A 21,909-nucleotide genomic window follows, 5' to 3' on the forward strand; every position below is an offset into this window, starting at 1 on the left:
TCATGCACCGCCCGGAGGTCGGGCAGCGAGCGTCGGAATGGTTCTGTTACAAGCCCGGCGGGAGGTGCATAGGTGCACTGGGCGGAATTTAGCCGACCCTTTGCGCGAAGGGTCGAGTGCCGGACTTTTCAGGAAGGCGCACAAGGCAGCGAATGGGTGCTGCAGGTGCGGAAGATGGGCTGTTGGAAGCCCTGTACATCCGCTGGTGAAGCGGTGTGCGCCTTTCACTCATTGGGTGCCGGGACCTTAACAAACACCGGTTTCATTACAACAGCCGGTCTCGGAAAAATCGGGAATGAACCGAAAAGTGCTGATTAAGTCTTTGTAATTAAATAAATCTTTTTTTGTAAAACTTTTCTGACACATTCGTGGGCAGCACACTCCAGGCGTGCTGCCCACTGTTTTCCGGCTGGCTTCATGCGCCCTGATAGTCCGGCATGCGCCGCTCGATCCATCCGGTGAGGCCCTCGTGAACGTCCCGCGTGGCTGCCATGCGTGCAAACTGCTCCTGTTCGATTTGCAGGCCTTCGGAAATGGTCGTGTTGAGCCCGCGCGTGACGGCAGTCAGGATCCTGGAAGCAGCCAGCGGCGAGTGACGAAGGATGCGCTCTGCGAGGGCAAAGGCCGCCTCCAGTTCGCTGCCGTCGGTGACGACCTGGTTGACCAGTCCGAGCTCATGAGCTCTGTGCGCGGAAAAGCTGTCACCGGTGAGAAGCAGTTCCAGGGCCCGTTTGCGGCCTGCAAGGCGCGGCAGACGCTGCGTGCCGCCGAAGGTCGGCGGGATGCCGATATTGATCTCCGGTTTGGCAAAGAGTGCGCTTTCGCAGGCGACGGCAAGATGAACCGCTTCGGTGATCTCGCAACCGCCGCCGTAGGCCAGACCATTGACAGCGGCGATGACCGGCTTGGGAAAGTTTTCCAGGCGCGCAGTCATGCGCTGGCCCCGCTGGCAAAATTCGCGTACCGCGACGTCTATGCCCTCCGCGATGGTGCGCGAAAACTCGTGAATGTCTCCACCCGCCGAAAAGGCGCTCCTGCCTGCGCCGGTGATGACGACAGCACGAATGCCGTCGTCCGCTTCCAGTTCGTTCAGATGTGCCAGGATGAGGTCGTTCGTAGCGTAGTTGAGCGCGTTCAGCTTCTCGGGCCTGTTGAGGGTAAGCAGCGCAATGGGGCCGTGGCGGTCCAGAAGAACAGGGGCAGTCATGGGCTTTGTCCTTGGTTGAAAGTCGATAGAAGGACGCTAGCGACGGCGCGCATTGAAGTATATTCACTGATGAGTATACTTGATTGATGATCAAACCTGCCGAAACAGCCAGAGAGCGGATCCTGACCGCTGCCAACAAGCTCTTCTATGCGGAGGGAATCCGTGCCGTCAGTCTCGACACGATCGCGGAGAAGGCCGGTATCACCAAGAAGACGGTTTATTACCATTTCAAGAGCAAGGACGACCTGATCGAAGCTTATCTGGCGTCACGAGATCAGCCCAACCTCAATCAGTTCCGGAAGTGGTTTGGGGAAGCCGAAGGTGATCTGCCGGACAAGGTGGAGGCAATCTTCCGCCAGATAGCGCTTTCTGCAAGGCACCCGAAATGGAAAGGCTGCGGTTTCCTGCGAACGGCGGCTGAACTTGCCAATATGCCCGGGCATCCGGCGATGAAGGTTGGTGCCGGTCACAAGAAGAAATTCGAGGCATGGATGGCGGAAGAATTCGAGGCTGCAGGTGTCGGCGGAGCGCCGCACCTGGCCCGCCATATCGTGTTGCTTCTGGATGGCGCGTTTTCAACCATCCTGGTTCACCGCGATCCTGCTTATGCGGAAGCTGCAGGAGAGGCGGCGCGGGCACTGGTAGCATCGGCGATGCTCAATCAGGCAGGCTGACGATCAGTTCCGTCCCCATGAAAGCCTGGCTCCGCCAGTCTTGCTGGGGCACTGGGCTTTCACTCGATCTCTTGCCTTACTGAGCCTCGGCCTAGAAGAACGCAGGATTGCGGGCGACGATCTGATCGACCTGCTGCAACGTGCCTGACAGATGTTCGCGGACAGCGGTTTCCGTGGCCGTTTCGTCACTTGCCTCGATACCAGCCAGGATGAGGCCGTGATATCGCAGGATGCTGGCGGGTTTACCGGGGTCGGGTAGGTTGAGATTGCGCAGCCGGTCGATATGGCCGGAGCGCGACGCTACGAGCTGACACAGGCTGGCAAGCCCGATCGCCTTGAACAGCGACAGGTGAAAGCGTTTGTCGAAGGTGGCAAAGAGGCCAAGATCGCCCTCGGCATGTGCCGTTTCCTGAAGCTTGAGGATCTGACGAGCAGGGGCGATGGAGGATTTGTCTTCCTGTCTGGCCAGGGTGCGTGTCACCTCCAGCTCCAGCGACAGGCGCAGAAACTGGGTTTCGCGGGCATGGTCGACGTTGATCTTGGAGACTTCGGTCTTGGATTGCGGATAGATGGTCAGCAACCCTTCTTCTTCTAGCTTCATCATCGCATCGCGCACAGGGGTCTGGCTGACGCCGTAATGGGTAGCTAGATCCGTCCGCGACAGGCTGAGCCCGGGCTTGAGGTCCAGCGAGATGATCCGCGCGCGCAGCGATTCCTGGATCTGCTGGCTGACGGAGATCCGCCGGATCCTTTCACCGCTGCCGGCGTCTGCCGCTCTGTTCGGGTCGTCCAGCAACCGAGCCAGTTCAACCGTCATCGCTGATCCTCTCATTCAAACGCACGATTCTTCTCGGGAGAAGATAGAACAGACTTGCAAGAAATGCACTAATATATTAATGCATCAGATGGCGGGAGGAGGAGCTCCCCGCGCAATCGAGTGGAGGACACCATGAAATTCACCGCCGCTGCCCTGGCAGCTTCGGTCTCCGTCATCGCAACAATGGCGCAGGCAGAGACCTTCAGCATTCAGACCTCTTTCAATGCAGGGGACTTTTCGACCCAGTATCTGACGGAAACCTGGCTTCCGAAAATCAAGGAAATGACCGACGGCCGGGTCGAGATCCAGCTGACGCCGAACGGATCCGTGGTGCCGGCAAGAGAAACGCCTGATGCTGTTGCGGCCGGCGTTTTGGATGGCGACTTCACCTCCGTGAACTACTTTGCAGGCCGCGAGCCGGCCTACGCCATCATGGGCGACCTCATCTCCGGCTACGACACGCCGCAGCAGATGATCGGTTTCTGCAAGGATGGCGGCGGCGAAGCCGTGATGCAGAAAGCAGCCGATGCCGTGACCGGGGGTGAAGTGCAGGTCGTTGCCTGCGGGCCCTATTCTCGCGAAGCATTGCCGGCCCGCGTACCGATCCGCACGTTCGAAGATCTGGAAGGCAAGAAGATCCGCTCTCCGGAAGGGCTTGCCGCCGCGGTCTTCCAGGCTGCCGGTGCGTCGCCGGTATCCATTCCTTTCTCCGAAGTCTATGGCGCTCTGGAAAAGGGCATTGTCGATGCAGCAGACGCCTCGGCCTACGTCAACAACGACGCGACCGGTCTGCATGACGTTGCCCCTTACCCGCTTTATCCCGGCATTCACTCCATGCCGTCGATGCAGTTCACCATCAACAAGGCGAAGTGGGATGCCTTGAGCCCGGAAGACCAGAAAGCCCTGCGCGACTGGTGGTACGAAGCCATGTTCGCAATGGCGGCTGAAGTCGACAAGAAGGACCAGGAACTGGCCGCACGAGATGGGGCTGGCGAGAAGATCGAAGTGATCAACTGGGCCCAGGAAGATCGCGACCAACTGCGCGAGATCGCCCGGAAGGAATGGGAGAACTACGCCCAGAAGTCGGACCTTGCCAAGGAAGCGCTTGACGCGAACCTCTCCTACATGACCGAAATCGGTCTCTTCAAAAACTAGGACCCGGCCAGTGACGCGTGCCCTTGCTTTCCACCTGGCAAAGTGAGGGCACGCAGCTTTCTTGCCAAAGCTCCTGTGCGCGCACAGTCTCGATGACCTGGCCTTGTGCCCGGCCGGATTCACCTGTCCGCTTCAGGTCTGCATTCAGGGAGAGATGATGAAACGCCTATTCGCGCGTTATGCCGATGTCATGGACAGTGTCAGTGTGTTCATCGGTCATGGTTGTTCCGTGCTGTTTTTCGCCTGTATCGCGGTTTCCGCGCTCGAGGTGGTGATGCGGTACGGGTTCGACAGCCCGACTGTCTGGTCGACCGAACTTGCCATGACGCTCTGTGCTTCGGCCTGGGTGCTTGCCGTTGGTTATGTCACCCAGCGGCATCGCCATATTTCCATCACCATGATCGAAACGCTGGTCAGTCCACGGGTCTGGCGCGTAATGCGCCTGTTGCAGATGGTGATTGCGGCTGGCGCGGTACTTGTCCTGACCATGGCCCTGTGGGATCCGATGCTGAAAGTTCTGAAGCGCACCGAGCACTCGGGAACCGCGCTGAACTCGATCCAGCCGACCTATCTCAAGATCCTGCTTGTTGCTGGTTGCGTTCTCTACATCCTCCAGCTTGCCGCCAACATCATTCGCTGGTGCCAGCGCACCGAAGGGGAGATCGCCGGTGGGCATTGAACTCATTACCCTTCTGATCGTCGTCGCTCTGCTGGCGCTGATGGCGCTGGGCGTTCCGCTTGGCATCACCACACTGACGGTGTCTCTGGCAACGGCGATCCTCTATTTCGGCGAACGTGCCGGTTTCTTCATCGTTGCTGCCAATGTCGGCGAGGTCCTGCACAAGTACGAGCTGATCGCCGTTCCCTTCTTTGTCTTCATGGCGAACGTCCTCGAGCGATCGGGGATCGCACAGTCACTGTTCGACAGCATGGCGATCCTGGGCGGGCGCTTCCGCGGTTCGGTCGCAGTACAGACTTGTGTCGTCGCGGTGGTGCTGGCGGCAATGTCCGGCATCATGGGCGGCGAGATCGTCATGCTCGGCCTGATCGCGCTGCCGCAGATGCTGCGGCTCGGGTATGACCGCAAGCTGTCCATCGGCATCATCTGCGCTGCCGGTGCCTTGGCAACGCTGATCCCGCCCTCGGTCGTTCTGATCGTCTACGGTCTTGCGGCCCAGGTTTCGATCACCAAGCTCTTCGCCGCCTCCGCCGTGCCGGGGCTGATCCTCGCCAGCCTGTTCATCATCTACATCCTGATCCGGGTGCGCTTCAATCCGGCGCTGGCACCGATCTATGACATTCCCGAAACCGGTTTGCCGCTGTTCCAGCGCGTCAAGTACCTGAAAGGGGTTGTTCTGCCAGGGCTTCTGATCGGTGCCGTGCTCGGGGTCATTTATTCCGGCATTGCCACCGTCACGGAGGCCGCGGCTGTCGGAGCCGTGGGTGCTCTCGTGGTTGCTGCCGTCCGCAATGAGCTTTCGTGGAAGATGGCACGTGACGCCATGCGCCAGACGGTGCTGACGGTTGGGTCCATCATCTGGCTGGTGCTGGGGGCCGTCTCGCTGATCGGCATCTACAACCGGATCGGCGGCGGCGAATTCCTGCGCGGCCTGCTGACATCCCTTGATATCGCACCGATCCTGGTCATCGTCGTCATGATGCTGATCGTCATGGTACTCGGCACGTTCCTGGAATGGATCGCGATCATCTTCATCACCGTACCGATCTTTGCACCGGTGGTGGTGGATCTCGGCTTTGATCCGGTCTGGTTCGGGGTGCTCTTTGCCATGAACATCCAGATCTACTACCTGTCGCCACCTTTCGGGCCAGCCTGTTTCTTCCTGAAATCCGTGGCGCCAAAAGATATCCAGCTGCAGGAAATCTTCGCCGCTGTGCTGCCGTTCATCGCCCTGCAGGCTGTCGGCCTGTTCCTGGTGCTGTTCTTCCCCGATCTGGCCCTGTGGCTGCCGAACCTGCTGGATTGAGGAGGTTGAGATGAAAATCACCGACAAGGATCTCACCCGCCAGGATGAGGATATCGCACCGGGAGAATTCGCGGACGAAGAACGCCGCGACGACCGCTTCGGCAACTGGCCGGAGGTTGCAGGCCTCGTCTTCACCCTCTTCGTCATCTGGCTGACCTTTGCCTTCACCGGATAAAATCATGACGCACAAAGCCCCAAAAGACTTACGATCCGCGCGCTGGTTCGCTCCTGACGATCTGCGCAGCTTCGGTCATCGCTCGCGGATGATGCAGCTCGGCTACTCGGAAGAGGACTTCCGTGACAAGCCGGTCATTGGCGTGCTCAACACCTGGTCGGAGCTGAACACCTGTCATTCCCACTTCAAGGAGCGGGTGCAGGACGTGAAGCGCGGCGTCTTCCAGGCGGGAGGCTTTCCCGTCGAAATGCCGTCGCTCTCGGTCGACGAAAGCTTCACCAAGCCGACCTCGATGCTCTACCGCAACATGCTGGCCATGGAGACGGAGGAGATGATCCGTTCTCACCCGCTGGACGGCGTGGTGCTGATGGGAGGCTGTGACAAGACCACACCAGGTCTTGTCATGGGGGCGATCTCGGCGGGTGTTCCGATGGTCTATCTGCCGGCAGGCCCGATGTTGCGCGGCAACTACGCCGGCAAGATCCTGGGGTCGGGGTCCGATGCCTGGAAATACTGGGACGAGCGCCGGGCCGGCAACATTTCCGACGATGAATGGCTCGGGATCCAGGGTGGTATCGCCCGCTCGGCCGGCACCTGCATGACCATGGGGACGGCTTCGACCATGACGGCCATTGCCGACGCAATGGGGCTGACCCTTCCGGGAGCATCTTCCATTCCGGCGGTTGATGCGGGCCATCAACGCATGGGAGCCGATTGTGGCCGTCGCATCGTTGAGATGGTCTGGGAAGACCTGACACCGGATTGGATCATCACGGATGCCGCCTGCCGGAACGCCGCTGTCGTTGCGATGGCCACCGGCTGTTCCACCAATGCGGTCGTCCACCTTATCGCGATGGCGCGCCGGGCCGGTGTGGAGCTGTCGCTCGACGATCTGGACGCCCTTGGCCGGGTGACACCGCTGATCGCCAATGTGCGACCTTCCGGCAGGGACTACCTGATGGAGGATTTCTTCTATGCGGGCGGCCTGCGCGCGCTGATGAAACAGATCGAGGACCGGCTGGATCTTTCCGCGCTGACCATCACCGGCAAGACGCTCGGTGAAAACCTGGAAGGCGCGGTCGTCTATAACGACGATGTCATCCGACCTCTCTCCAACCCGGTGTACGAGGAAGGTTCGCTCGCCGTTCTGCGCGGGAACCTCTGCCCTGACGGGGCCGTGATCAAACCGGCGGCCTGCGATCCGAAGTTCCATTTCCACGAAGGACCGGCCCTGGTCTTCGACAGCTACCCGGAAATGAAGGCGGCCATCGATGACGAGACCCTGGAGGTCACGCCGGACCACGTCCTGGTGCTCCGCAATGCCGGGCCTCAGGGCGGGCCGGGTTTTCCCGAATGGGGCATGCTGCCGATCCCCAAGGCGCTGATCAAGCAGGGCCATCGCGACATGCTGCGGATCTCCGATGCGCGCATGTCCGGCACCTCCTATGGTGCCTGCGTGCTGCATGTCGCGCCGGAAAGCTATGTCGGCGGACCGCTGGCGCTGCTGAAGACCGGTGACATCGTCCGGCTGGATCTCGCCAACCGCCGCCTCGACATGCTGGTGGGGGAGGTGGAACTGGAGGCCCGCAGGGCCGCCTGGCAGGCCCCCGTGCCACGGTTTGAGCGCGGCTACGGTTATCTCTTCCAGCGACACGTCACCCAGGCCGACAAGGGCTGCGACTTCGACTTCCTGCAATCCGACTTCGGCCGCACCGCCGGCGAACCCGATATCTACTGAGGACATCATGAGCGACTACACACTTTCCGACGACACCCGCGCGAAACTGAAAAAGGTCTCGACGGCTTCCGTCGCGACGGCGCTCTACAAGCGCGGCCTGCGCAACCAGTTCATTCAGGGTGTGGTGCCGGTAGCTCCGAAAGACGAAAAAATGGTCGGTCAGGCTTTCACGCTGCGCTATATTCCGGCTCGGGAAGACCGCAATCCGATCACGGTTTTTCGCAATCCGGACCATCCGCAGCGGGTTGCGATGGAAACCTGCCCGCCGGGCCACGTTCTGGTGATGGATGCGCGCAAGGATGCGCGCGCGGCAACGGCCGGTTCCATCCTGATCACCCGGCTGGCGCTACGCGGCGCTGCCGGTGTTGTCTCCGACGGTGGTTTCCGGGACGCGGAAGGTATCGGCGCACTCGACATGCCTGCCTATTACGCCAAGCCGTCAGCTCCGACCAACCTGACCCTGCATGAGGCGCTGGACATCAACGTCCCGATATCCTGCGGCGATGCTCCGGTCTTCCCCGGTGACGTTCTGGTCGGCGACAAGGATGGCGTCATGGTGATCCCTGCACATCTGGCCGACGAGCTTGCGGACGAATGCACCGGCATGGAGAGCTTTGAGGATTTCGTGCTGGAAGAAGTAAAGGCCGGAACGCCGATCATCGGTCTCTATCCGCCGACGAAGGAAGAGAACGTGCAGAAATACGAAGCCTGGCGACAGAAAACCGGGCGGTAGGGGGGGGCGTATGCTCTAACCAACCCAAAACCTCATCCTGAGGAGCCGCAATGCGGCGTCTCGAAGGATGGGCGGCACATTCCGAGCGAGCAGCCCATCCTTCGAGACAGCGCTGAAGCGCTTCCTCAGGATGAGGTTGCGTGTGTGGGGCTGCGGAGTTCGATTGAACATAACCCCAATTAGCCTCGCGTTCTTTGCGGGCCAGCCTACCTTGCCGGCATGCCCTTCGCGCGGAAATGGCGTTTCTGGGCGGCGATGCGGAACTGGGCGTTGGCGGCGCCATAGCCCTTGTAGCCGCCGCGGCGTTCGACGATCTCGAAGAAGAAGCCTTCGCCGTAGGTCGGGCTGTACAGCTGGAAATATTCGCCGTTCTCGTCCCGGTCATAGAGAATGCCCGAGTTTTTCAGGTCGTTGAGGAAGTCTTCTTCCAGCCCGAAACGGGCATCCAGATCGTCGTAGTAGTTCGGCGATATCACCAGCGGGGTGAAACCGTTGGCTTGCAGTGCCTTCACCGTCTTGAAGATGTCGGCGGTTTCGAAGGCAATATGCTGCACACCCGATCCGAAACCTTCCGAGATGAAATGCCCGGCTAGGGTCCTTCGGTTCTCCGCCCCGTTCAGCGTGATCCGCAGGCTGCCGTCATCGTTTTCGATGGCCTGGCTGCGGACGAGGCCCGCCGGGTCGATGACATCCACCATGGCAGTCTTCTCCGTGTCGAAGATCGACCGGTAAAACAGAAGCCAGGTGAGCATCTCGTCATAGTTCATCGTCTCGGCCAGGTGGTCGATGCGGAGCAGGCCGGCATCACCTGTCGCCCCACCCTGGCCAACCGGTTCGAACTCGATTTCCCACACCCGTGACAGATCCTTGCTGTCGTCGACGAAATGAATGACGCTGCCGCCGAGGGCGCGGATCGCTGGGATCTTCAATTCGCCCGGCCCGACCGGCTGTTCGAAGGTTTTGGCCCCCAGGGTCTCGGCACGGGCAACAGTTGCCGAAGCGTCTGCAACCTTAAGGCCGATGTCACAGACATTGGTGCCATGCGAGATGTAGGACGCATGGGCGAAGCCGCGCGGGTCGGTGTTGATGACGATGTTGATGCCGCCTTGCCGCCAGAGTTCGACCTCCTTGGAGACGTGCTTGCCGGCCTTGTGGAAGCCGAGCGTCGTCAGCATGGCCGACAAGTCGGTTGCTTCCTTGCGGTCGGCGGCAAATTCAACGAACTCGATACCTGCAACCGGTACCCTGTCGGGCATTTCGGGAACGGGGATCCGGATGCCGGGTTCGGTTCGCCGTACCTGGTCCATTAGGTAGAGCAGGGAGCGGTAGCCATCGACCGCAATGGATTTCGGCGAACCGCCACGGAACTGGTCGTTGAAAATCTCCAGCGACAGCACGCCGTCATAACCTGTTGCCGCAACGGCCCGCATGAAACCGGTCACGTCCAGATCACCTTCGCCTGGCATGTTGCGGAAATGGCGGCTCCAGTAGAGCAGGTCCATGTTGAAGTTCGGCGCGTCGGCCAGCTGTACAAAGAAGATCTTGTCGCCGGGAATGGCCCGGATCGAATCTGGGTCTATCTTGCGCGACAGGGTGTGGAAGGAATCCAGGATCAGGCCCACGTTGGGGTGGTCTGCCCTGCGCACGATTTCCCAGGCATCGCGGTGATCGTTGACGAAACGGCCCCAGGCGAGGGCCTCATAGCCGATGCGGATACCGCTCTTGGCGGCAAGGTCACCCAGCTCTGCAAGATCATTGGCGGCACGATCTATGCCACCAAGCGCGATGGGAGATACGTTGGAGCAGATCAGAACAAGATCCGCGCCCATTTCCTGCATGAGGTCGAATTTGCGTTCTGCGCGGGCGAAGGTCCGGCTGCGCTGTGGCTCGGGCATGCCTTCAAAGTCGCGGAAGGGCTGAAACAGCGAGATCTCCAGGCCATGGTCGCGGACCATCTGGCCGACATCCTTCGGACTGCGGTCAAACGCCAGGAAGTCGTTTTCGAAGATCTCGACGCCATCGAAGCCTGCAGCCGCGATTGCGCTGAGCTTTTCGGCTAGGTCACCTGCGATGGAGACTGTGGCGATGGCGGTTTTCATGGGGACCTTCCGTGGGTTCAATAGCCCATTATGCGGGGCAGCCAGATGACCGTTTCCGGTACAAATGTGAGGAGGAGCAGCACCAGAACTTCTACGAAGAAGAACGGCAGGATGGCCATGGTCAGCCGGGCCATGCCGACCTGGGCGATGCCTTCTGCGACGAACAGACAAAGGCCGAGTGGCGGGGTGATCAGGCCGATCATCAGGTTGAAGATGACAAGGATGCCGAAGTGGACCGGGTCCACGCCCATGCCGACTGCAATCGGATGCAGAATGGGCACCAGCACCAGCATGGCGGCGATGCCTTCCAGAAACAGTCCGACGAATAGGAACAGGAGAATGGTGGCAATCAGGAACGTGGTCTTGCTGTCCACATTCAACAGCACCCAGTCGGTCAGCATGTTCGGAACGCGGTTGTAGGTCAGCAGCCAGTTGGCGGCGGAGACCGCGGCAATGATGATCAGGATGACGGCGCTGTCGCGCATGGCTTCGGAGAAAAGTCGTGGCAGGGAAGCCAGCTTGATGTTTCGGTAGACGAAGATGCCGAGGAAAAGCGCATAGGCGACAGCGAAACTTGCCGCCTCTGTCGGTGTGACGACGCCGAGCAGGATGGAGCCGACCACGAACACCGGCATCAGCAACGGCAGTATCCCGCCGAGAATGGCCTTGCTGGCCGGTTCCGCGGTCAGCCCTACTGCCTGATCGCCATGATCGACCTTCACGGTCAGCATTACGAAGACGGAGAGGAAAATCGCCAGCAGAATGCCGGGAATGATGCCGGCAAGGAACAGAGCCGGCACCGAAACGCCGGAGACGATCAGCGCGTAGATGATCACCGGAATGGAGGGCGGAATGATGGGCCCGATCACGGAGGAGGCCGCCGTCAATGCAGCAGCGAAGGGGCGGGAGTAGCCGTGTTTTTCCATCTCCGGAATGAAAACTCGGCCGATGGCGGATGTGTCGGCAACTGCGGAACCGGAAAGACCTGCAAAGATCACCGATGCCCAGATGTTGACGAGCGCCAGACCGGCGCGCAGCCGGCCGACCAGAACATTGGCGAAGGCAATGATGCGGCCGGTGATGCCGCTTTCGTTCATGACCTCGCCTGCCAGCACGAACAGCGGAATGGCAAGCAGGGGGAAGGAGTTCATTCCCTTGAACATTTCCGTTGCGACCACGCGCAGGGAATAGGGCGCTTCGCCAAAACCCATGAACACCAGCAAGGCTGCAATGATGGCAAGAGCGATTGGAACGCCGGTGGCGAGACCGATGAGAAGGATTGCGTAGATCATGCCTGCACCGCCTTGATGGCCGAGATGCGTTCAAAGAACTTGAGAGCGGCGGCCACGGCCAGCAATGCTCCGCCGATGGCGATCGCATACTGCCAGGTGCCGACCTTGGCGACCCAGACCAGCGAGTCGATGCCTGTGGTTTCCGCAAGCCAGTTGCCGGCTGATTTCAGGCCCGAAGCGTCAAGGTTGCCTCGGCGAACGGCGAAGGCATGCCCGGAGAAGGCGAGGGCAACACCGGTTGCGAAACTGACCAGGTCGACGGCCGCGAAGAGTTTTTCACGAACGGAGACGGAGAGAAAATCGGTCAGCACCGTGAAGCGGATGTGCCTGTCCTGCAGATAGGCAAGCGCGAGACCGAACATGACACCGTAGATGGTCAGATAGATCGGCAGTTCCTCGCCCCAGGATACCGACTGACCGACCGTGTAGCGGCGGAGCGAATTGACGAAGATGATGGCGAAGACGAGGGCCATCGACAGGCCGGCTCCGAGCGCAAAGAGGCGCCGGGCAAATTCATTGACCGTTTTCATGTTCCAGGTCCTGCTTGTTCAGCTTTTGGCTATTCAACTGACTTTGATTGAACAGCCAAAAGCTGATCTTTTCCAACATTCCAGAACCCCGGGCGGCAAACCGCCCGGGGTCTTGACCGGATTACTGGCTCGCAGCAGCAACGGATTCCTGCAGGCGGTCGATCCAGACTGCATCTTCACCCAGTTCGCCGCGCAGATATTCAACAACCGCCGGCTGTGCCTTTTCGGCAAAGGCTGCGATTTCGTCAGCGGTCGGAGAATAGACTTGCATGCCTTCTGCCTGAACCTTGTTGACGCCTTCAGCCGTGCTCCACTGCTGGATGGAACGGCCCATGTTGCCGGCAATGCGCGCCGCACGGGCAACCACGGCCTGCTGGGCCGGAGTGAGCGACTGGTAGAACTCGTCGGAGATCAGGATGAAGTCGGCGGCATAGACGTGGCCGTCGAGGGTCATGTATTTCTGCAGCTTGTGCAGGCCGTTGTTGTAGATCACGCCTACCGGGTTTTCCTGGCCGTCAACGACACCGGTGGAAAGCGCGTTGGGCAGTTCGGTCCAGGCGATCGGGGTCGGCTCGCCGCCGAGGCCTTTCACCATTTCCACGTAAAGCGGGATCGGCTGCACACGGAATTTCAGGCCTTCCATGTCCGCAGGCGTTCGGATCTCGCGAGTGCCGTTGGTGAAGTTCCGGAAGCCGGTTTCGCCATAAGCCAGCGTGCGCAGGCCAGTCTGTGCAAGGCAGTGTTCGGCAAGGGCATCGCCGAAATCACCATCCAGCACGTCCCAGGCAATGGTTGCGGAAGAGAAGGTGTAGGGAATGTCCAGAACGGACGCGGCCGGGCAAGCCTTGGACATGGCACCGGACACCAGCACGACCTGGGTCAGGTTGTCCTGGGCCTGGGCGACCAGCTCGTCTTCGTTGCCCAGCGCACCGGCCGGGAACAGTTCCACCGTCAGATCGGTTTCACCTTCAACGATGTTCTTGAAGATATGAGCGGCAGCACCTTTCTTGGAGGCGGTCCATTCGTCCGGGTCGACATGGGCCAGACGGATTGTCTGAGCCTGGGCCGCCGCGGCGAGGCCGACTGTGAGAAGGGCAGTAGCTGCCAGGGATGAGAATTTGAAACGCATGACTTCCTCCCGTTTGCGTAACATTTTCAAAATGACCATTTCCGCTTTCGTGATGATGTGAAACCGGAAGGGGTTAAGCGTCCGCGGTTTCCCGCGGCATTTCATCGAAGGCGTCGAACGCCGCCTTCATCCGGACCGGATCGGCACGCCGACCGGTAAAGAGTTCAAAGGCCCGTACAGCCTGGAACACCGCCATGCCGGACCCGGGCAGCACCCGGCAGCCGAGCCGTCTCGCGCCAGCCAGAAGTTCCGTTTCGAGCGGGAAATAGACGATGTCCGCAACCCACATGTCGGGCTTGAGCAGCGCGAGCGGGAACGGTGTTCCTGGTGTCTTGGCCATGCCGACCGGGCTTGCGTTGACGATGCCGGACAGGTTGGCGCAGCTTGCTGCATCAAGGGTCGTGACCGGTTCCACGGTCAGTCCCTGACGATTTGAGCGAACCTGCCGGGCAAGTTGCTCCACGCGCACGGTGTCGACGTCGAAGATCTTCAGGTGCTGGACACCGCAATCCGCCAGCGCGTGGGCAACTGCAACGCCGGCTCCACCAGCGCCGATGAGAAGCACCTTCTTCAGGGACACGCCGATCATGTTCTGACGAAAACTCTCGGCAAATCCCCATAGGTCGGTGTTGTGGCCAATGCGCTTTCCATCCCGGAACACGATGGTGTTGACCGAGCCGACAGCCGCCGCGTTGGGCGATAGCTGGTCGAGCAGCGGGATCACTTCCATCTTGAACGGGTAGGTCACGTTGAGACCGTTGAAACCGGTCACTTCGGCCGCGTGCACAATAGCTTTCAGGTTCTGTTCGTCCTCGGGAAGCGTATCGACATCGATAATGCGATAGACGCCGCGCAGGCTCTGGGCTGCTGCTTCGGCCATGTGCATTTCCGGCGTCCTGGAACGGGCAATACCCCTTCCGATCAGTCCGGCCAGTACGATGTTGCTTGCTGCTTCCACCCAGGTTCCTCCCAGAAACCTCATTTGGCAGCCCCGTTTTCGGGGTCTGTATGCCTGGAGACCGCATCTCCTGAGTTTCAAAATGTACTAACCAGTTAATTCAGTCAAGCGAAATGTACCGCCCAGTTAATTTGGGCTGGTAACCCGTTCCGGGCTGGTTTAGAAAAAGGCATGTCGATCAATGAGTCTGAGCTGCCGGAAAAAAATTCTTCGCGGGGTCGCTGGAAGCAGGACCCGGAGGGAGTGCGCGCGAATATCCTGGCCGTCGCCCTGGAGGAGTTCTCCGCGAACGGTCTTTCCGGTGCGCGCATGGATGAAATCGCGGCCAAGACGCGCTCGTCCAAGCGCATGATCTATTATTATTTCGGCGACAAGGAGAGCCTCTACCTCAAGGCTCTGGAAGCGGCCTACAAGAAGGTGCGCAAAGGCGAAGAACAGCTGGAGCTGAACCATTTGCCGCCAAGGGATGCACTGTCGAGGCTTGTGGCTTTCACTTTCGATCATCATCGCGAAAGCCCGGCGTTCATCCGTCTGGTCATGATCGAAAACATTCATCATGGCCGCTATCTCGAGCAGTCGGACGAGATCAAAAGCCTGAACGAAGCGGCGATTTCCCAAATTGCCGGCATTTATGCAAAAGGGGTGGCCGAAGGCGTCTTCCGCGATGGCCTGACGCCTTTGAGGATCCATTGGCTGATCTCGGCCATGAGCTTTTTCAACGTCTCCAATGCAACGACCTTCTCCATGCTGTTTGGTCCGGAATTGCAATCGGCATCCGGTCAGGTTTCCCTCAAGGGCGATGTCTGCGAAACGGTAATGCGTTTCGTCGCTGCCTGATGTTCGAGCGCCAGCAAGGCTCTTCTTCTGTACCCACCTTCTCGTTTCCTCCCCTGATCCGGAGGCTGCTCAGCCTGTGGGGGCAATTGACAGCGCCAAAGAAACTATATAACTAGAAATATAGTTATATTAAATGAGGCGCAGATGGATCTGGAAATTGCAGCGCAAGGGTTTGCGGCACTGGGCTCGGAAGCCCGGCTGCAGGTGGTGTTGACCCTGGTGAAAGCCGGGCAGGGTGGTTTGACGGTCGGCGATATTCAGACCCGCACGGGCATGCCTGCGTCAACGCTTGCGCATCATCTGAAGTTTCTCGCCTCGGCAGGCCTGGTGTCCCAGGAAAAGGACGGCCGCTCGGTCATCAACCGGGCAGCCTATGGCCATCTGGAAAACCTTGCCGGTTACATCCTGAAAGAGTGCTGCGTGGACGAAAAGGGTTGTGAGTGCCCAACCCCGCAAAAGGAGACCGTCGATGTCTGATGCGATGAACAACCTTCAGCCAAGCGGCAGCGGCGCAAGCTGTTGCGCTCCGAAGACCGCCTGCTGCAGCACGCCTGCTTCGAAATGGTCCCTGAAGTCTCTCGCCATTTCGAAATACCTTCTGTCGACCTGGACGATTGTCGTCGGCGGTCCGTTGCTGGTGCTGTTGCTGGACCAGCCGCACTTCGTCGCTTTCGTAACCTTCGCGCTCTCCGCCTTTGCGGGAACATTGCCGTATATTGCTTTTGCCGTCGTTTTGATCGCCTGGCTCAAGGCGGCCGGCGCAGAGGCGTTTGTCGGACGTGCGTTCGAGGGACGCGAGACACAGGCGATCTTTCTCGCGGCCCTGTTTGGTGGTCTTGCACCGTTCTGCTCCTGCGAGGTCATACCGTTCATTGCCGGTCTTCTGGCGGTTGGTGCGCCGTTGTCGGCCATCATGGCGTTTTGGCTGTCCTCTCCCTTGATTGACCCGCCGACATTGCTGATCACTGCCGGTGCACTGGGATGGCCCTTTGCCGTCGGCAAGGCGGTCTTTGCGGTGGCGCTGGGTCTATTCGGCGGTTTTTCCGTCGCACTTGCGCTGCGTAGCGGCTTTCTGGCCAATCCGGTGAAAATCGGGGCGGCGACCGGTGGCTGCGGCTGTGGCGCTTCTGCGAAAACAGGGCGGCCGGTCTGGCAAATCTGGAAAGAGACTGAGCGCACCGACAAGTTCCGGATCGAACTGAAAGCCAATGCACTGTTTCTGATCAAGTGGCTGGCACTGGCGTATGTGCTGGAAGCAGCTCTCGTCACCTATGTCCCCGCAGACCTGATTGCGCGGGCTGTTGGCGGCGACGGGCTGGGGGCAATTCTTCTGTCCGCATTGATCGGCATGCCTGCCTATCTCAACAGCTACGTGGCGCCGCCACTTCTGGCTGGTCTGATGGACCAGGGCATGAGCGCCGGGGCCGCGATGGCGTTCATGATTGCAGGCGCTGTCAGCTCGATCCCGGCAATGGCTGCCGTCTGGTCACTGGTCAGGCCGCAGGTCTTTGCCGCTTACATCGGTCTGGGATTTGCGGGTGCGGTGCTGTCCGGTCTTGTTTTCCAGCTGATCTTTTGAGGGAGTGACAATGCGTACGAACGTTTCTGTCACGGTCAGAGCCGATGAGGCTCGCCACAAGCTGCTGGTGCCGGTCGGCTTGCCGACGCCACACCAGATGCCGGTCGGTTTCGAGATCAGGGGCGGACAGCTGGGCCTGGCCGGAGAAATCACTACCGGCCAGATGGTGGCCGTGGTGTCGGTGGAACCCGGGGCAGACGTTGTGGTGAATTACGAATACCGCGATGAAGGGCCGGGCTATCCTGATGCAGTGTTTGCGCCACTGCGCAACCGTTTTACCCGGGCAGCTCAAGATCTCGTCTATGATGCGATCAACATTGCCGACAGTCAGCCCGACGGTCAAGCCGCCATTCAGGCGCTCGTCAACGCGGCGGCCGAAAAGTTCCGGTATGCCCATCCTCAGGTTCGTTTCAACGAGGGGTGCGAAGAAGTGCCCTATCTGTCGTGCGGGCTGACCGAAGGGTCCTGCGTCGACATCAACACCTACCTGATCGCCAGCCTGCGTGCCGCCGGCTTCGAAGCCGGTTACGTGACCGGATACTTTTTCCCGCAAGAAAAGAACGGCTGTTGCGACGACATGCACTGCTGGGTGGTGACACGGCATCAGGGTGTGGTGCTGGAGTGGGACATTGCCCATCACCTGAAGATGGGCACACGGGAGATCTGCTGCGGGCTCAATCCGAAGCCGGGTGACCGGGTCGCGCTGGCCCATTCCATGGGGCTGACATTTCCCGAACTGGGGATCTTCTGCGAAAAACTGATTGCAGAGCCCGTCTGGCTTTCGCCGGACGGGCTGGAAAAGGCGGAGATCACGATCCGACGGGATATCGTCTGACGTCGCCAGGGGAGGAGGTCTCTCACCCCTTCTTGCGGCTGAAGACCATCTTCTGGTTGGCGAGGCGTTCCGGCGGGCCGATCCAGGCCCAGGCCAGAAGTGCCGGCTCCAGTTTGGACACGGTGATCCGGTGCATATGCTCCGGCGGGTTGAAGATCATCGACCCGGGCGCATAGACCCCCTGGTGATTTTCCGAAACCGATCCTGAAACGCAGATATAGCTTTCCGATATGCCGCTGTGCGCGTGGGCCGGATAGGTGCAGCCCGGTGCGAACAGGACCAGGCCCAGAATGACGTCCGTCGTCAGAACCGGTCCGTTCGGTCCGCAGATTTCCGCGTAGGCATACGTCTTGTCGAGGCCGCGCGGCACCTTCTCGTAGCCATACTGCCAGATGAGATGGTCCCGGACACTTTCGATGGCACGCACCAGCGGAGCGGTCCGCTCCTGCTTGCCCTCGTCAAGGGCACGCCGGAGATGTGCGGTCACGGGTTTGTGGGCCGGGGCATCGAAACGCATTTCCGGATCGGATTTCAGCACCCGCCCAATTGCCTCGCGCACCGCGCGCTGATGAGCCCGAATCTTGTCGCTGCCACCGGACGAGAGGAACCGGTAGGCCTCGTAGAATTCCCGCAAAAGATAGCCCCAGTCCGGGAACTCGGCGAGGCGGCGGCTGGCCAGAGGCTGTTCTTCCGACATGTTATTTTCCAGCACGGCTTGTCCTCCCGCACCCTGATCACGATCGGCCTGAGCCTATCGGAACGGAGCGTAGCGGCTTCTCTCTTTACGGCAACCGAAAATACATAACCGTCATGCGCGGTTTGCGTCAGAACGTCTCTTGCGCTCGCCGGACAGGCAGATAATCTGGCCCTCCATTCCGCAGGACAGAATTCATGACAGTTGTGATTGTTGGAGCCGGTATTTCCGGACTTTCCACCGCTTGGGCCCTGACAAAACGAGGTGTGCCCGTCACGCTTCTGGAACAGGGGCCAATCCCGAACCCGCTTTCGGCATCCGGTGACCAGCACCGTATCATCCGCCGGGCCTATGGCGGCCAGGGCGGCTATCAGCGCCGCATCGGCGATGCCTACGCGGCATGGGACGAAATGTGGGGCGACCTGGGTGAGAAGCACCTCGCCGAAACGGGATTCATGCTGTTGTCGCAGGAACCTGGTGATGGCGGCGAGGTCTATCGGGACGGTCTGGTCGAGGGCGGTTATCCGTTCGAGGACCTGACACCGGAAGAAACGGCGAAACGGTTTCCCTTCGTTGATCCGGCGACGATCCGTTATGGCGCTGTCAGCGACGAGGGCGGCGTTCTGCTGTGCCAGAAAATTGCAGCCGGGGTGCGCGACTGGCTGATCGCCAAGGGAGCTGATGTGCGCGAGAACGCTCAGGTGACTGCCGTCGACACATCCGCAGGCACGGTGACGCTTGCAGATGGCAGCACGGTCTCCGGAGAGCATGTGATCGTGACGGCCGGTGCCTGGACGCTGGGGCTCTTCCCGAAGCTGGACATCAGCCTGACGACTTACCGGACCGCGGTTGTCTATCTGACGCCGCCTGAAGATCTGCGCGAGGCCTGGGAACGATCGCCGGCGATTCTCGATCCGGGCGGGCCGATCGACGGTTACATCCTGCCTCCGGTCGCCGGAACCGGCCTCAAGTTCGGGGCGGGTATTCACAAGTACAAGGCTCCGCCGAACCAGGATCGGACGCCGGTTGCAGGCGAAGGCGAGACCCTGCGCGACTATTTCTCTCCGCCGTTCGGCCGGATCAAGGAATACCGCGTCGATGACGTCGTCACCTGTGCCTACACCTTCACCTCCGATGAGCATTTCTTCGCAATGAGCGAAGGCAAGACCACTGTCGTCTCGGCCTGTTCCGGACATGGCTACAAGTTCGGTGCCGTCGTGGGGCAGAAACTTGCGGAAGGCTTTACCGGCAACGACATGGACGCTGCGCGCGTTTGGCTGGAAGCACGCGATTAAGTCATTCGGTGTAAAAAAGAAGGCTCCGGCTTGCGAGATTGCCGGAGCCTTTTCTGTTTCGGCTAGTGCCGGGAAGAGACCATCCGCATCATGATGCCATCCTTCAGGGCGATATGATGGTAGAGCGCTCCCAGCACATGCAGTGCGATCAGCACGATGAAGAACGGCTTGCTCAATTCGTGGATTTCTTCCGCAGTGTGGATGCCGCCGTACCAGGCCAGAAGTCCGGTGATCGGTGCCAGCAACATCAGCAGATAGAGCAGGCCGTGGACACCCCTGGCGGCCAGTTCCTGGGCTCTTGAAGTGGGGAGCGGGGCAGGGACGCCGAATTTTGCCCGCACCAGAAGACGGATGACAGTCAACGCCAGAACGGCAATGCCAACCCAGATGTGGGCATTGCCCAGAAAGGCGGTTGCCGCATCCGGCACGCCGCCGTCGCGCAGCACGTGTTTGAGATCGCCCATGCTTTCGCCGAAGATCAGCTGAAACAGGATCAGGGCGGCGATCACCCAATGCAGAATGATATGGATCGGGCTGTAGGACGCTGGCTGTGTCGTGGACATGGCGCGCTTTGGCTCCTCGCAAAGAAAAGAAATGCCAAATATTAGTGCCACGCCAGGGCAGGCAGAGGTATCGGGGATTTGTACTATTTGGTAACAGGCCCAGGCGGTTTTGCGACAATTGGAACAAACAGACCTGTGCCCAGCGGGCAGGCGGCTTTTGAAGGACGGGAGGCATCATGCCAGCTGAGATCAGAACGCTGACGGGCGAGGAGTTGACAGCTGCGCTGAACGATCTTGCGCGCCTGAGGATATCCGTCTTCCGCAGCTGGCCATATCTCTATGAGGGGTCTCTGGAGTACGAGGCCGGATACCTGCAACGCTATGCCCGGACGGAGGGGGCGGTGATTGTCGGTGCATATGACGGCAGCCGGCTGGTTGGCGCGGCGACAGGTGAGCCGCTCGGTGCCGAACTGGAGGCTTTCAAGACCCCTTTCCTCAAGCAGGGACTGGATCCGGAAAACGTCTTCTACATGGCCGAATCCGTTCTGGATCCTGTCTACCGTGGCCAGGGCATCGGCCATCGCTTTTTTGACGAGCGCGAAGCGCACGCCAGGCGGCTCGGTTTCGGTGAAGCAGCCTTCTGTGCGGTGATCCGCCCGGACACGCACCCGCTGAAGCCGGCGGACTACGCCCCGCTCGATCCGTTCTGGCGCAAACGCGGTTACGAAAAGCTGGAGGGTGTCGTCGTGACGTTTCCCTGGCGCGATGTCGGCGAGAACGAAGAAACCGACAAGCCGATGCAGGTTTGGCACCGGAACCTTTGAGGGAACGCGGCAGCCGCTGACCGGTGAACGAAGTTTTGGACAAAAGAAAACCGGGGCCTGGAAACCAGGCCCCGGTTTTTTGTTTCCCGCGCGTGGTTACTTCAGCGTCCAGCGGATGGTGACATTCGCGCTGATGGTTTCCTCGCCCGCCTCGATCGGCACATCGGCGGACTTGGCCATCATCATGCCCTCGGCGCGCATCATGTAGGGGCGAGGCATTTCGGTGCCGGTTTCCGTGATGTCGGCAATGGTGCCTAGATCGACACCGGCAGCGGTAGCAAAGATGCCTGCCTTGTGCCGAGCGTCCTCTACGGCCTTCTTGCGGGCTTCATCCAGTATCTCGTCGGCATTGCTGACTTCAAAGCGGATGGAATCGACCGAGTTTGCACCGCTTTCGACGACAAGCGTCAACAGCCCGCCAAGCTTGGCCAGATCGCGGATCTTGACCTCAACACCGTTGCGAACCTCATAACCGGCAATATCCGGCTGGCTGCTGGAGTTCTTGGAGTGATCATAGCGCGGATAGATGCCGAACCCCTTGGTCTGGATGTCCTTGGCTTCGATGCCGTTTGCTTTCACCGCTTCAATGACCTTGGCGATTGCGGCGCTGTTTTCAGCCAGAACGTCGGCAGTGGATTTGCCGGTGGTGACGACGCTTGCGGAAATGACGGCCATGTCGGGGGCAACGGAAACAGCACCGCGGCCCTGCATGGTGATCGTGCCGGCCGGTGCCGGGGAATCCTGCGCGACAGCCGGTGCGGCACTCACGAGCGCGGCACTGAGGCCAGCGGCCAGAACAGCCTTGCGCAGCAGGGAGACGGAGGGGAAAAGAGGGGCATTCATATGAACT

The 21,909-nt window shown here is 60.1% G+C and carries 23 protein-coding genes; 13 read left to right on the top strand and 10 right to left on the bottom strand.

Annotated elements, in window-relative coordinates; genetic code table 11:
* Window positions 1-415: 415 nt before the first annotated feature.
* Entirely contained in the window at window positions 416-1,207 is a 792-nt protein-coding gene (locus B0E33_RS20115) for a crotonase/enoyl-CoA hydratase family protein (RefSeq protein WP_077292208.1), read from the bottom strand.
* 86 nt (window positions 1,208-1,293) lie between these two features.
* Here B0E33_RS20115 and B0E33_RS20120 point away from each other — a divergent pair, with 86 nt between their 5' ends.
* Window positions 1,294-1,881 carry a TetR/AcrR family transcriptional regulator gene (locus B0E33_RS20120; RefSeq protein ID WP_077292209.1) on the top strand — a complete coding sequence of 196 codons (588 nt, stop codon included), beginning with the start codon at window positions 1,294-1,296 and terminating at the stop codon, window positions 1,879-1,881.
* 91 nt (window positions 1,882-1,972) lie between these two features.
* On the opposite strand, the gene B0E33_RS20125 is transcribed toward B0E33_RS20120, so the two are convergent.
* A complete protein-coding gene (locus tag B0E33_RS20125) occupies window positions 1,973-2,698 on the bottom strand; it encodes a GntR family transcriptional regulator (protein WP_077292210.1) in 726 nt (241 codons plus the stop codon).
* Between the two features lie 132 nt (window positions 2,699-2,830).
* On the opposite strand from B0E33_RS20125, the gene dctP (B0E33_RS20130) reads away from it, so the two are divergent.
* The 6 genes from dctP (B0E33_RS20130) to B0E33_RS20150 all read left to right on the top strand — a co-directional run bounded on the left by dctP (B0E33_RS20130) (window position 2,831) and on the right by B0E33_RS20150 (window position 8,484).
* Window positions 2,831-3,853 carry a TRAP transporter substrate-binding protein DctP gene (gene dctP / locus B0E33_RS20130; protein WP_022997935.1) on the top strand — a complete coding sequence of 341 codons (1,023 nt, stop codon included), beginning with the start codon at window positions 2,831-2,833 and terminating at the stop codon, window positions 3,851-3,853.
* A gap of 154 nt (window positions 3,854-4,007) precedes the next feature.
* The gene (locus B0E33_RS20135) at window positions 4,008-4,532 is read left to right on the top strand and encodes a TRAP transporter small permease subunit (protein ID WP_077292211.1); all 525 of its coding nucleotides are present in this window, start codon (window positions 4,008-4,010) and stop codon (window positions 4,530-4,532) included.
* The gene (locus tag B0E33_RS20140) at window positions 4,522-5,838 is read left to right on the top strand and encodes a TRAP transporter large permease (RefSeq protein WP_077292212.1); all 1,317 of its coding nucleotides are present in this window, start codon (window positions 4,522-4,524) and stop codon (window positions 5,836-5,838) included. Before B0E33_RS20135 ends, B0E33_RS20140 begins: the two co-directional genes overlap by 11 nt.
* A 10-nt stretch (window positions 5,839-5,848) precedes the next feature.
* Window positions 5,849-6,013, top strand: a complete 165-nt coding sequence (locus B0E33_RS31150) for a hypothetical protein (RefSeq protein WP_167579572.1) — start codon at window positions 5,849-5,851, stop codon at window positions 6,011-6,013.
* A gap of 4 nt (window positions 6,014-6,017) precedes the next feature.
* Entirely contained in the window at window positions 6,018-7,751 is a 1,734-nt protein-coding gene (gene araD / locus B0E33_RS20145; protein WP_077292213.1) for an L-arabinonate dehydratase, read from the top strand.
* A 7-nt stretch (window positions 7,752-7,758) separates the two neighbouring features.
* Window positions 7,759-8,484: a ribonuclease activity regulator RraA gene (locus B0E33_RS20150; protein WP_077292214.1), complete on the top strand. Its 726-nt coding sequence runs from the start codon at window positions 7,759-7,761 to the stop codon at window positions 8,482-8,484.
* 206 nt (window positions 8,485-8,690) lie between these two features.
* Here B0E33_RS20150 and B0E33_RS20155 read toward each other — a convergent pair whose 3' ends face one another.
* The 5 genes from B0E33_RS20155 to B0E33_RS20175 all read right to left on the bottom strand — a co-directional run bounded on the left by B0E33_RS20155 (window position 8,691) and on the right by B0E33_RS20175 (window position 14,516).
* Window positions 8,691-10,583: a bifunctional sugar phosphate isomerase/epimerase/4-hydroxyphenylpyruvate dioxygenase family protein gene (locus tag B0E33_RS20155; protein WP_077292215.1), complete on the bottom strand. Its 1,893-nt coding sequence runs from the start codon at window positions 10,581-10,583 to the stop codon at window positions 8,691-8,693.
* 17 nt (window positions 10,584-10,600) lie between these two features.
* Complete coding sequence (locus tag B0E33_RS20160; protein ID WP_077292216.1) at window positions 10,601-11,875, bottom strand: TRAP transporter large permease; 1,275 nt, start codon at window positions 11,873-11,875, stop codon at window positions 10,601-10,603.
* Window positions 11,872-12,405, bottom strand: a complete 534-nt coding sequence (locus B0E33_RS20165; RefSeq protein ID WP_022997926.1) for a TRAP transporter small permease — start codon at window positions 12,403-12,405, stop codon at window positions 11,872-11,874. Before B0E33_RS20165 ends, B0E33_RS20160 begins: the two co-directional genes overlap by 4 nt.
* A 121-nt stretch (window positions 12,406-12,526) precedes the next feature.
* Window positions 12,527-13,534 (bottom strand): TRAP transporter substrate-binding protein DctP, encoded by a 1,008-nt coding sequence (dctP, locus tag B0E33_RS20170; RefSeq protein WP_031268177.1) that lies wholly within the window; start codon window positions 13,532-13,534, stop codon window positions 12,527-12,529.
* A 73-nt stretch (window positions 13,535-13,607) separates the two neighbouring features.
* Window positions 13,608-14,516 (bottom strand): shikimate dehydrogenase, encoded by a 909-nt coding sequence (locus tag B0E33_RS20175; protein ID WP_077292217.1) that lies wholly within the window; start codon window positions 14,514-14,516, stop codon window positions 13,608-13,610.
* 147 nt (window positions 14,517-14,663) lie between these two features.
* Between B0E33_RS20175 and B0E33_RS20180 the strand changes: the two genes are divergently transcribed.
* The 4 genes from B0E33_RS20180 (at window position 14,664) to B0E33_RS20195 (ending at window position 17,743) form a co-directional block, all read left to right on the top strand.
* Entirely contained in the window at window positions 14,664-15,329 is a 666-nt protein-coding gene (locus B0E33_RS20180; protein WP_022997922.1) for a TetR/AcrR family transcriptional regulator, read from the top strand.
* Window positions 15,330-15,473: 144 nt separating this feature from the next.
* A complete protein-coding gene (locus B0E33_RS20185; RefSeq protein ID WP_055655668.1) occupies window positions 15,474-15,806 on the top strand; it encodes an ArsR/SmtB family transcription factor in 333 nt (110 codons plus the stop codon).
* Window positions 15,799-16,908, top strand: a complete 1,110-nt coding sequence (locus tag B0E33_RS20190; RefSeq protein WP_201030457.1) for a permease — start codon at window positions 15,799-15,801, stop codon at window positions 16,906-16,908. Before B0E33_RS20185 ends, B0E33_RS20190 begins: the two co-directional genes overlap by 8 nt.
* Before the next feature lie 10 nt (window positions 16,909-16,918).
* A complete protein-coding gene (locus B0E33_RS20195) occupies window positions 16,919-17,743 on the top strand; it encodes a transglutaminase-like domain-containing protein (protein WP_077292218.1) in 825 nt (274 codons plus the stop codon).
* Window positions 17,744-17,765: 22 nt separating this feature from the next.
* Here the strand turns inward: B0E33_RS20195 and B0E33_RS20200 are convergent, their stop codons facing one another.
* Window positions 17,766-18,440, bottom strand: coding sequence for a dimethylsulfonioproprionate lyase family protein (locus B0E33_RS20200; protein WP_077292219.1), 675 nt, complete (start codon window positions 18,438-18,440; stop codon window positions 17,766-17,768).
* Window positions 18,441-18,634: 194 nt separating this feature from the next.
* On the opposite strand from B0E33_RS20200, the gene B0E33_RS20205 reads away from it, so the two are divergent.
* Entirely contained in the window at window positions 18,635-19,732 is a 1,098-nt protein-coding gene (locus tag B0E33_RS20205; protein ID WP_077292220.1) for an NAD(P)/FAD-dependent oxidoreductase, read from the top strand.
* Window positions 19,733-19,794: 62 nt separating this feature from the next.
* Here B0E33_RS20205 and B0E33_RS20210 read toward each other — a convergent pair whose 3' ends face one another.
* Window positions 19,795-20,295: a cytochrome b gene (locus tag B0E33_RS20210; protein WP_077292221.1), complete on the bottom strand. Its 501-nt coding sequence runs from the start codon at window positions 20,293-20,295 to the stop codon at window positions 19,795-19,797.
* Between the two features lie 176 nt (window positions 20,296-20,471).
* Here B0E33_RS20210 and B0E33_RS20215 point away from each other — a divergent pair, with 176 nt between their 5' ends.
* Window positions 20,472-21,059, top strand: a complete 588-nt coding sequence (locus tag B0E33_RS20215) for a GNAT family N-acetyltransferase (RefSeq protein WP_077292222.1) — start codon at window positions 20,472-20,474, stop codon at window positions 21,057-21,059.
* Between the two features lie 96 nt (window positions 21,060-21,155).
* Here B0E33_RS20215 and B0E33_RS20220 read toward each other — a convergent pair whose 3' ends face one another.
* The gene (locus B0E33_RS20220; RefSeq protein WP_077292223.1) at window positions 21,156-21,902 is read right to left on the bottom strand and encodes an SIMPL domain-containing protein; all 747 of its coding nucleotides are present in this window, start codon (window positions 21,900-21,902) and stop codon (window positions 21,156-21,158) included.
* Window positions 21,903-21,909: the final 7 nt, after the last annotated feature.

The sequence above is a fragment of the Roseibium algicola genome (assembly GCF_001999245.1).
GTDB classification, from domain to species: Bacteria; Pseudomonadota; Alphaproteobacteria; order Rhizobiales; family Stappiaceae; genus Roseibium; species Roseibium algicola.

Excerpts from the sequence above, each read along its gene's own strand:
- B0E33_RS20200 (WP_077292219.1), bottom strand. The coding sequence starts at position 18,440 with ATGTCGGAAGAACAGCCTCTGGCCAGCCGCCGCCTCGCCGAGTTCCCG.
- araD (WP_077292213.1), top strand. The coding sequence starts at position 6,018 with ATGACGCACAAAGCCCCAAAAGACTTACGATCCGCGCGCTGGTTCGCT.
- B0E33_RS20195 (WP_077292218.1), top strand. The coding sequence starts at position 16,919 with ATGCGTACGAACGTTTCTGTCACGGTCAGAGCCGATGAGGCTCGCCAC.
- B0E33_RS20155 (WP_077292215.1), bottom strand. The coding sequence starts at position 10,583 with ATGAAAACCGCCATCGCCACAGTCTCCATCGCAGGTGACCTAGCCGAA.
- B0E33_RS20210 (WP_077292221.1), bottom strand. The coding sequence starts at position 20,295 with ATGTCCACGACACAGCCAGCGTCCTACAGCCCGATCCATATCATTCTG.
- B0E33_RS20175 (WP_077292217.1), bottom strand. The coding sequence starts at position 14,516 with ATGAGGTTTCTGGGAGGAACCTGGGTGGAAGCAGCAAGCAACATCGTA.
- B0E33_RS20220 (WP_077292223.1), bottom strand. The coding sequence starts at position 21,902 with ATGAATGCCCCTCTTTTCCCCTCCGTCTCCCTGCTGCGCAAGGCTGTT.
- B0E33_RS20165 (WP_022997926.1), bottom strand. The coding sequence starts at position 12,405 with ATGAAAACGGTCAATGAATTTGCCCGGCGCCTCTTTGCGCTCGGAGCC.
- B0E33_RS20185 (WP_055655668.1), top strand. The coding sequence starts at position 15,474 with ATGGATCTGGAAATTGCAGCGCAAGGGTTTGCGGCACTGGGCTCGGAA.
- B0E33_RS20125 (WP_077292210.1), bottom strand. The coding sequence starts at position 2,698 with ATGACGGTTGAACTGGCTCGGTTGCTGGACGACCCGAACAGAGCGGCA.
- B0E33_RS20115 (WP_077292208.1), bottom strand. The coding sequence starts at position 1,207 with ATGACTGCCCCTGTTCTTCTGGACCGCCACGGCCCCATTGCGCTGCTT.
- B0E33_RS20180 (WP_022997922.1), top strand. The coding sequence starts at position 14,664 with ATGTCGATCAATGAGTCTGAGCTGCCGGAAAAAAATTCTTCGCGGGGT.
- B0E33_RS20205 (WP_077292220.1), top strand. The coding sequence starts at position 18,635 with ATGACAGTTGTGATTGTTGGAGCCGGTATTTCCGGACTTTCCACCGCT.
- B0E33_RS20120 (WP_077292209.1), top strand. The coding sequence starts at position 1,294 with ATGATCAAACCTGCCGAAACAGCCAGAGAGCGGATCCTGACCGCTGCC.
- B0E33_RS31150 (WP_167579572.1), top strand. The coding sequence starts at position 5,849 with ATGAAAATCACCGACAAGGATCTCACCCGCCAGGATGAGGATATCGCA.
- B0E33_RS20150 (WP_077292214.1), top strand. The coding sequence starts at position 7,759 with ATGAGCGACTACACACTTTCCGACGACACCCGCGCGAAACTGAAAAAG.
- B0E33_RS20190 (WP_201030457.1), top strand. The coding sequence starts at position 15,799 with ATGTCTGATGCGATGAACAACCTTCAGCCAAGCGGCAGCGGCGCAAGC.
- B0E33_RS20135 (WP_077292211.1), top strand. The coding sequence starts at position 4,008 with ATGATGAAACGCCTATTCGCGCGTTATGCCGATGTCATGGACAGTGTC.
- B0E33_RS20160 (WP_077292216.1), bottom strand. The coding sequence starts at position 11,875 with ATGATCTACGCAATCCTTCTCATCGGTCTCGCCACCGGCGTTCCAATC.
- dctP (WP_022997935.1), top strand. The coding sequence starts at position 2,831 with ATGAAATTCACCGCCGCTGCCCTGGCAGCTTCGGTCTCCGTCATCGCA.
- B0E33_RS20215 (WP_077292222.1), top strand. The coding sequence starts at position 20,472 with ATGCCAGCTGAGATCAGAACGCTGACGGGCGAGGAGTTGACAGCTGCG.
- dctP (WP_031268177.1), bottom strand. The coding sequence starts at position 13,534 with ATGCGTTTCAAATTCTCATCCCTGGCAGCTACTGCCCTTCTCACAGTC.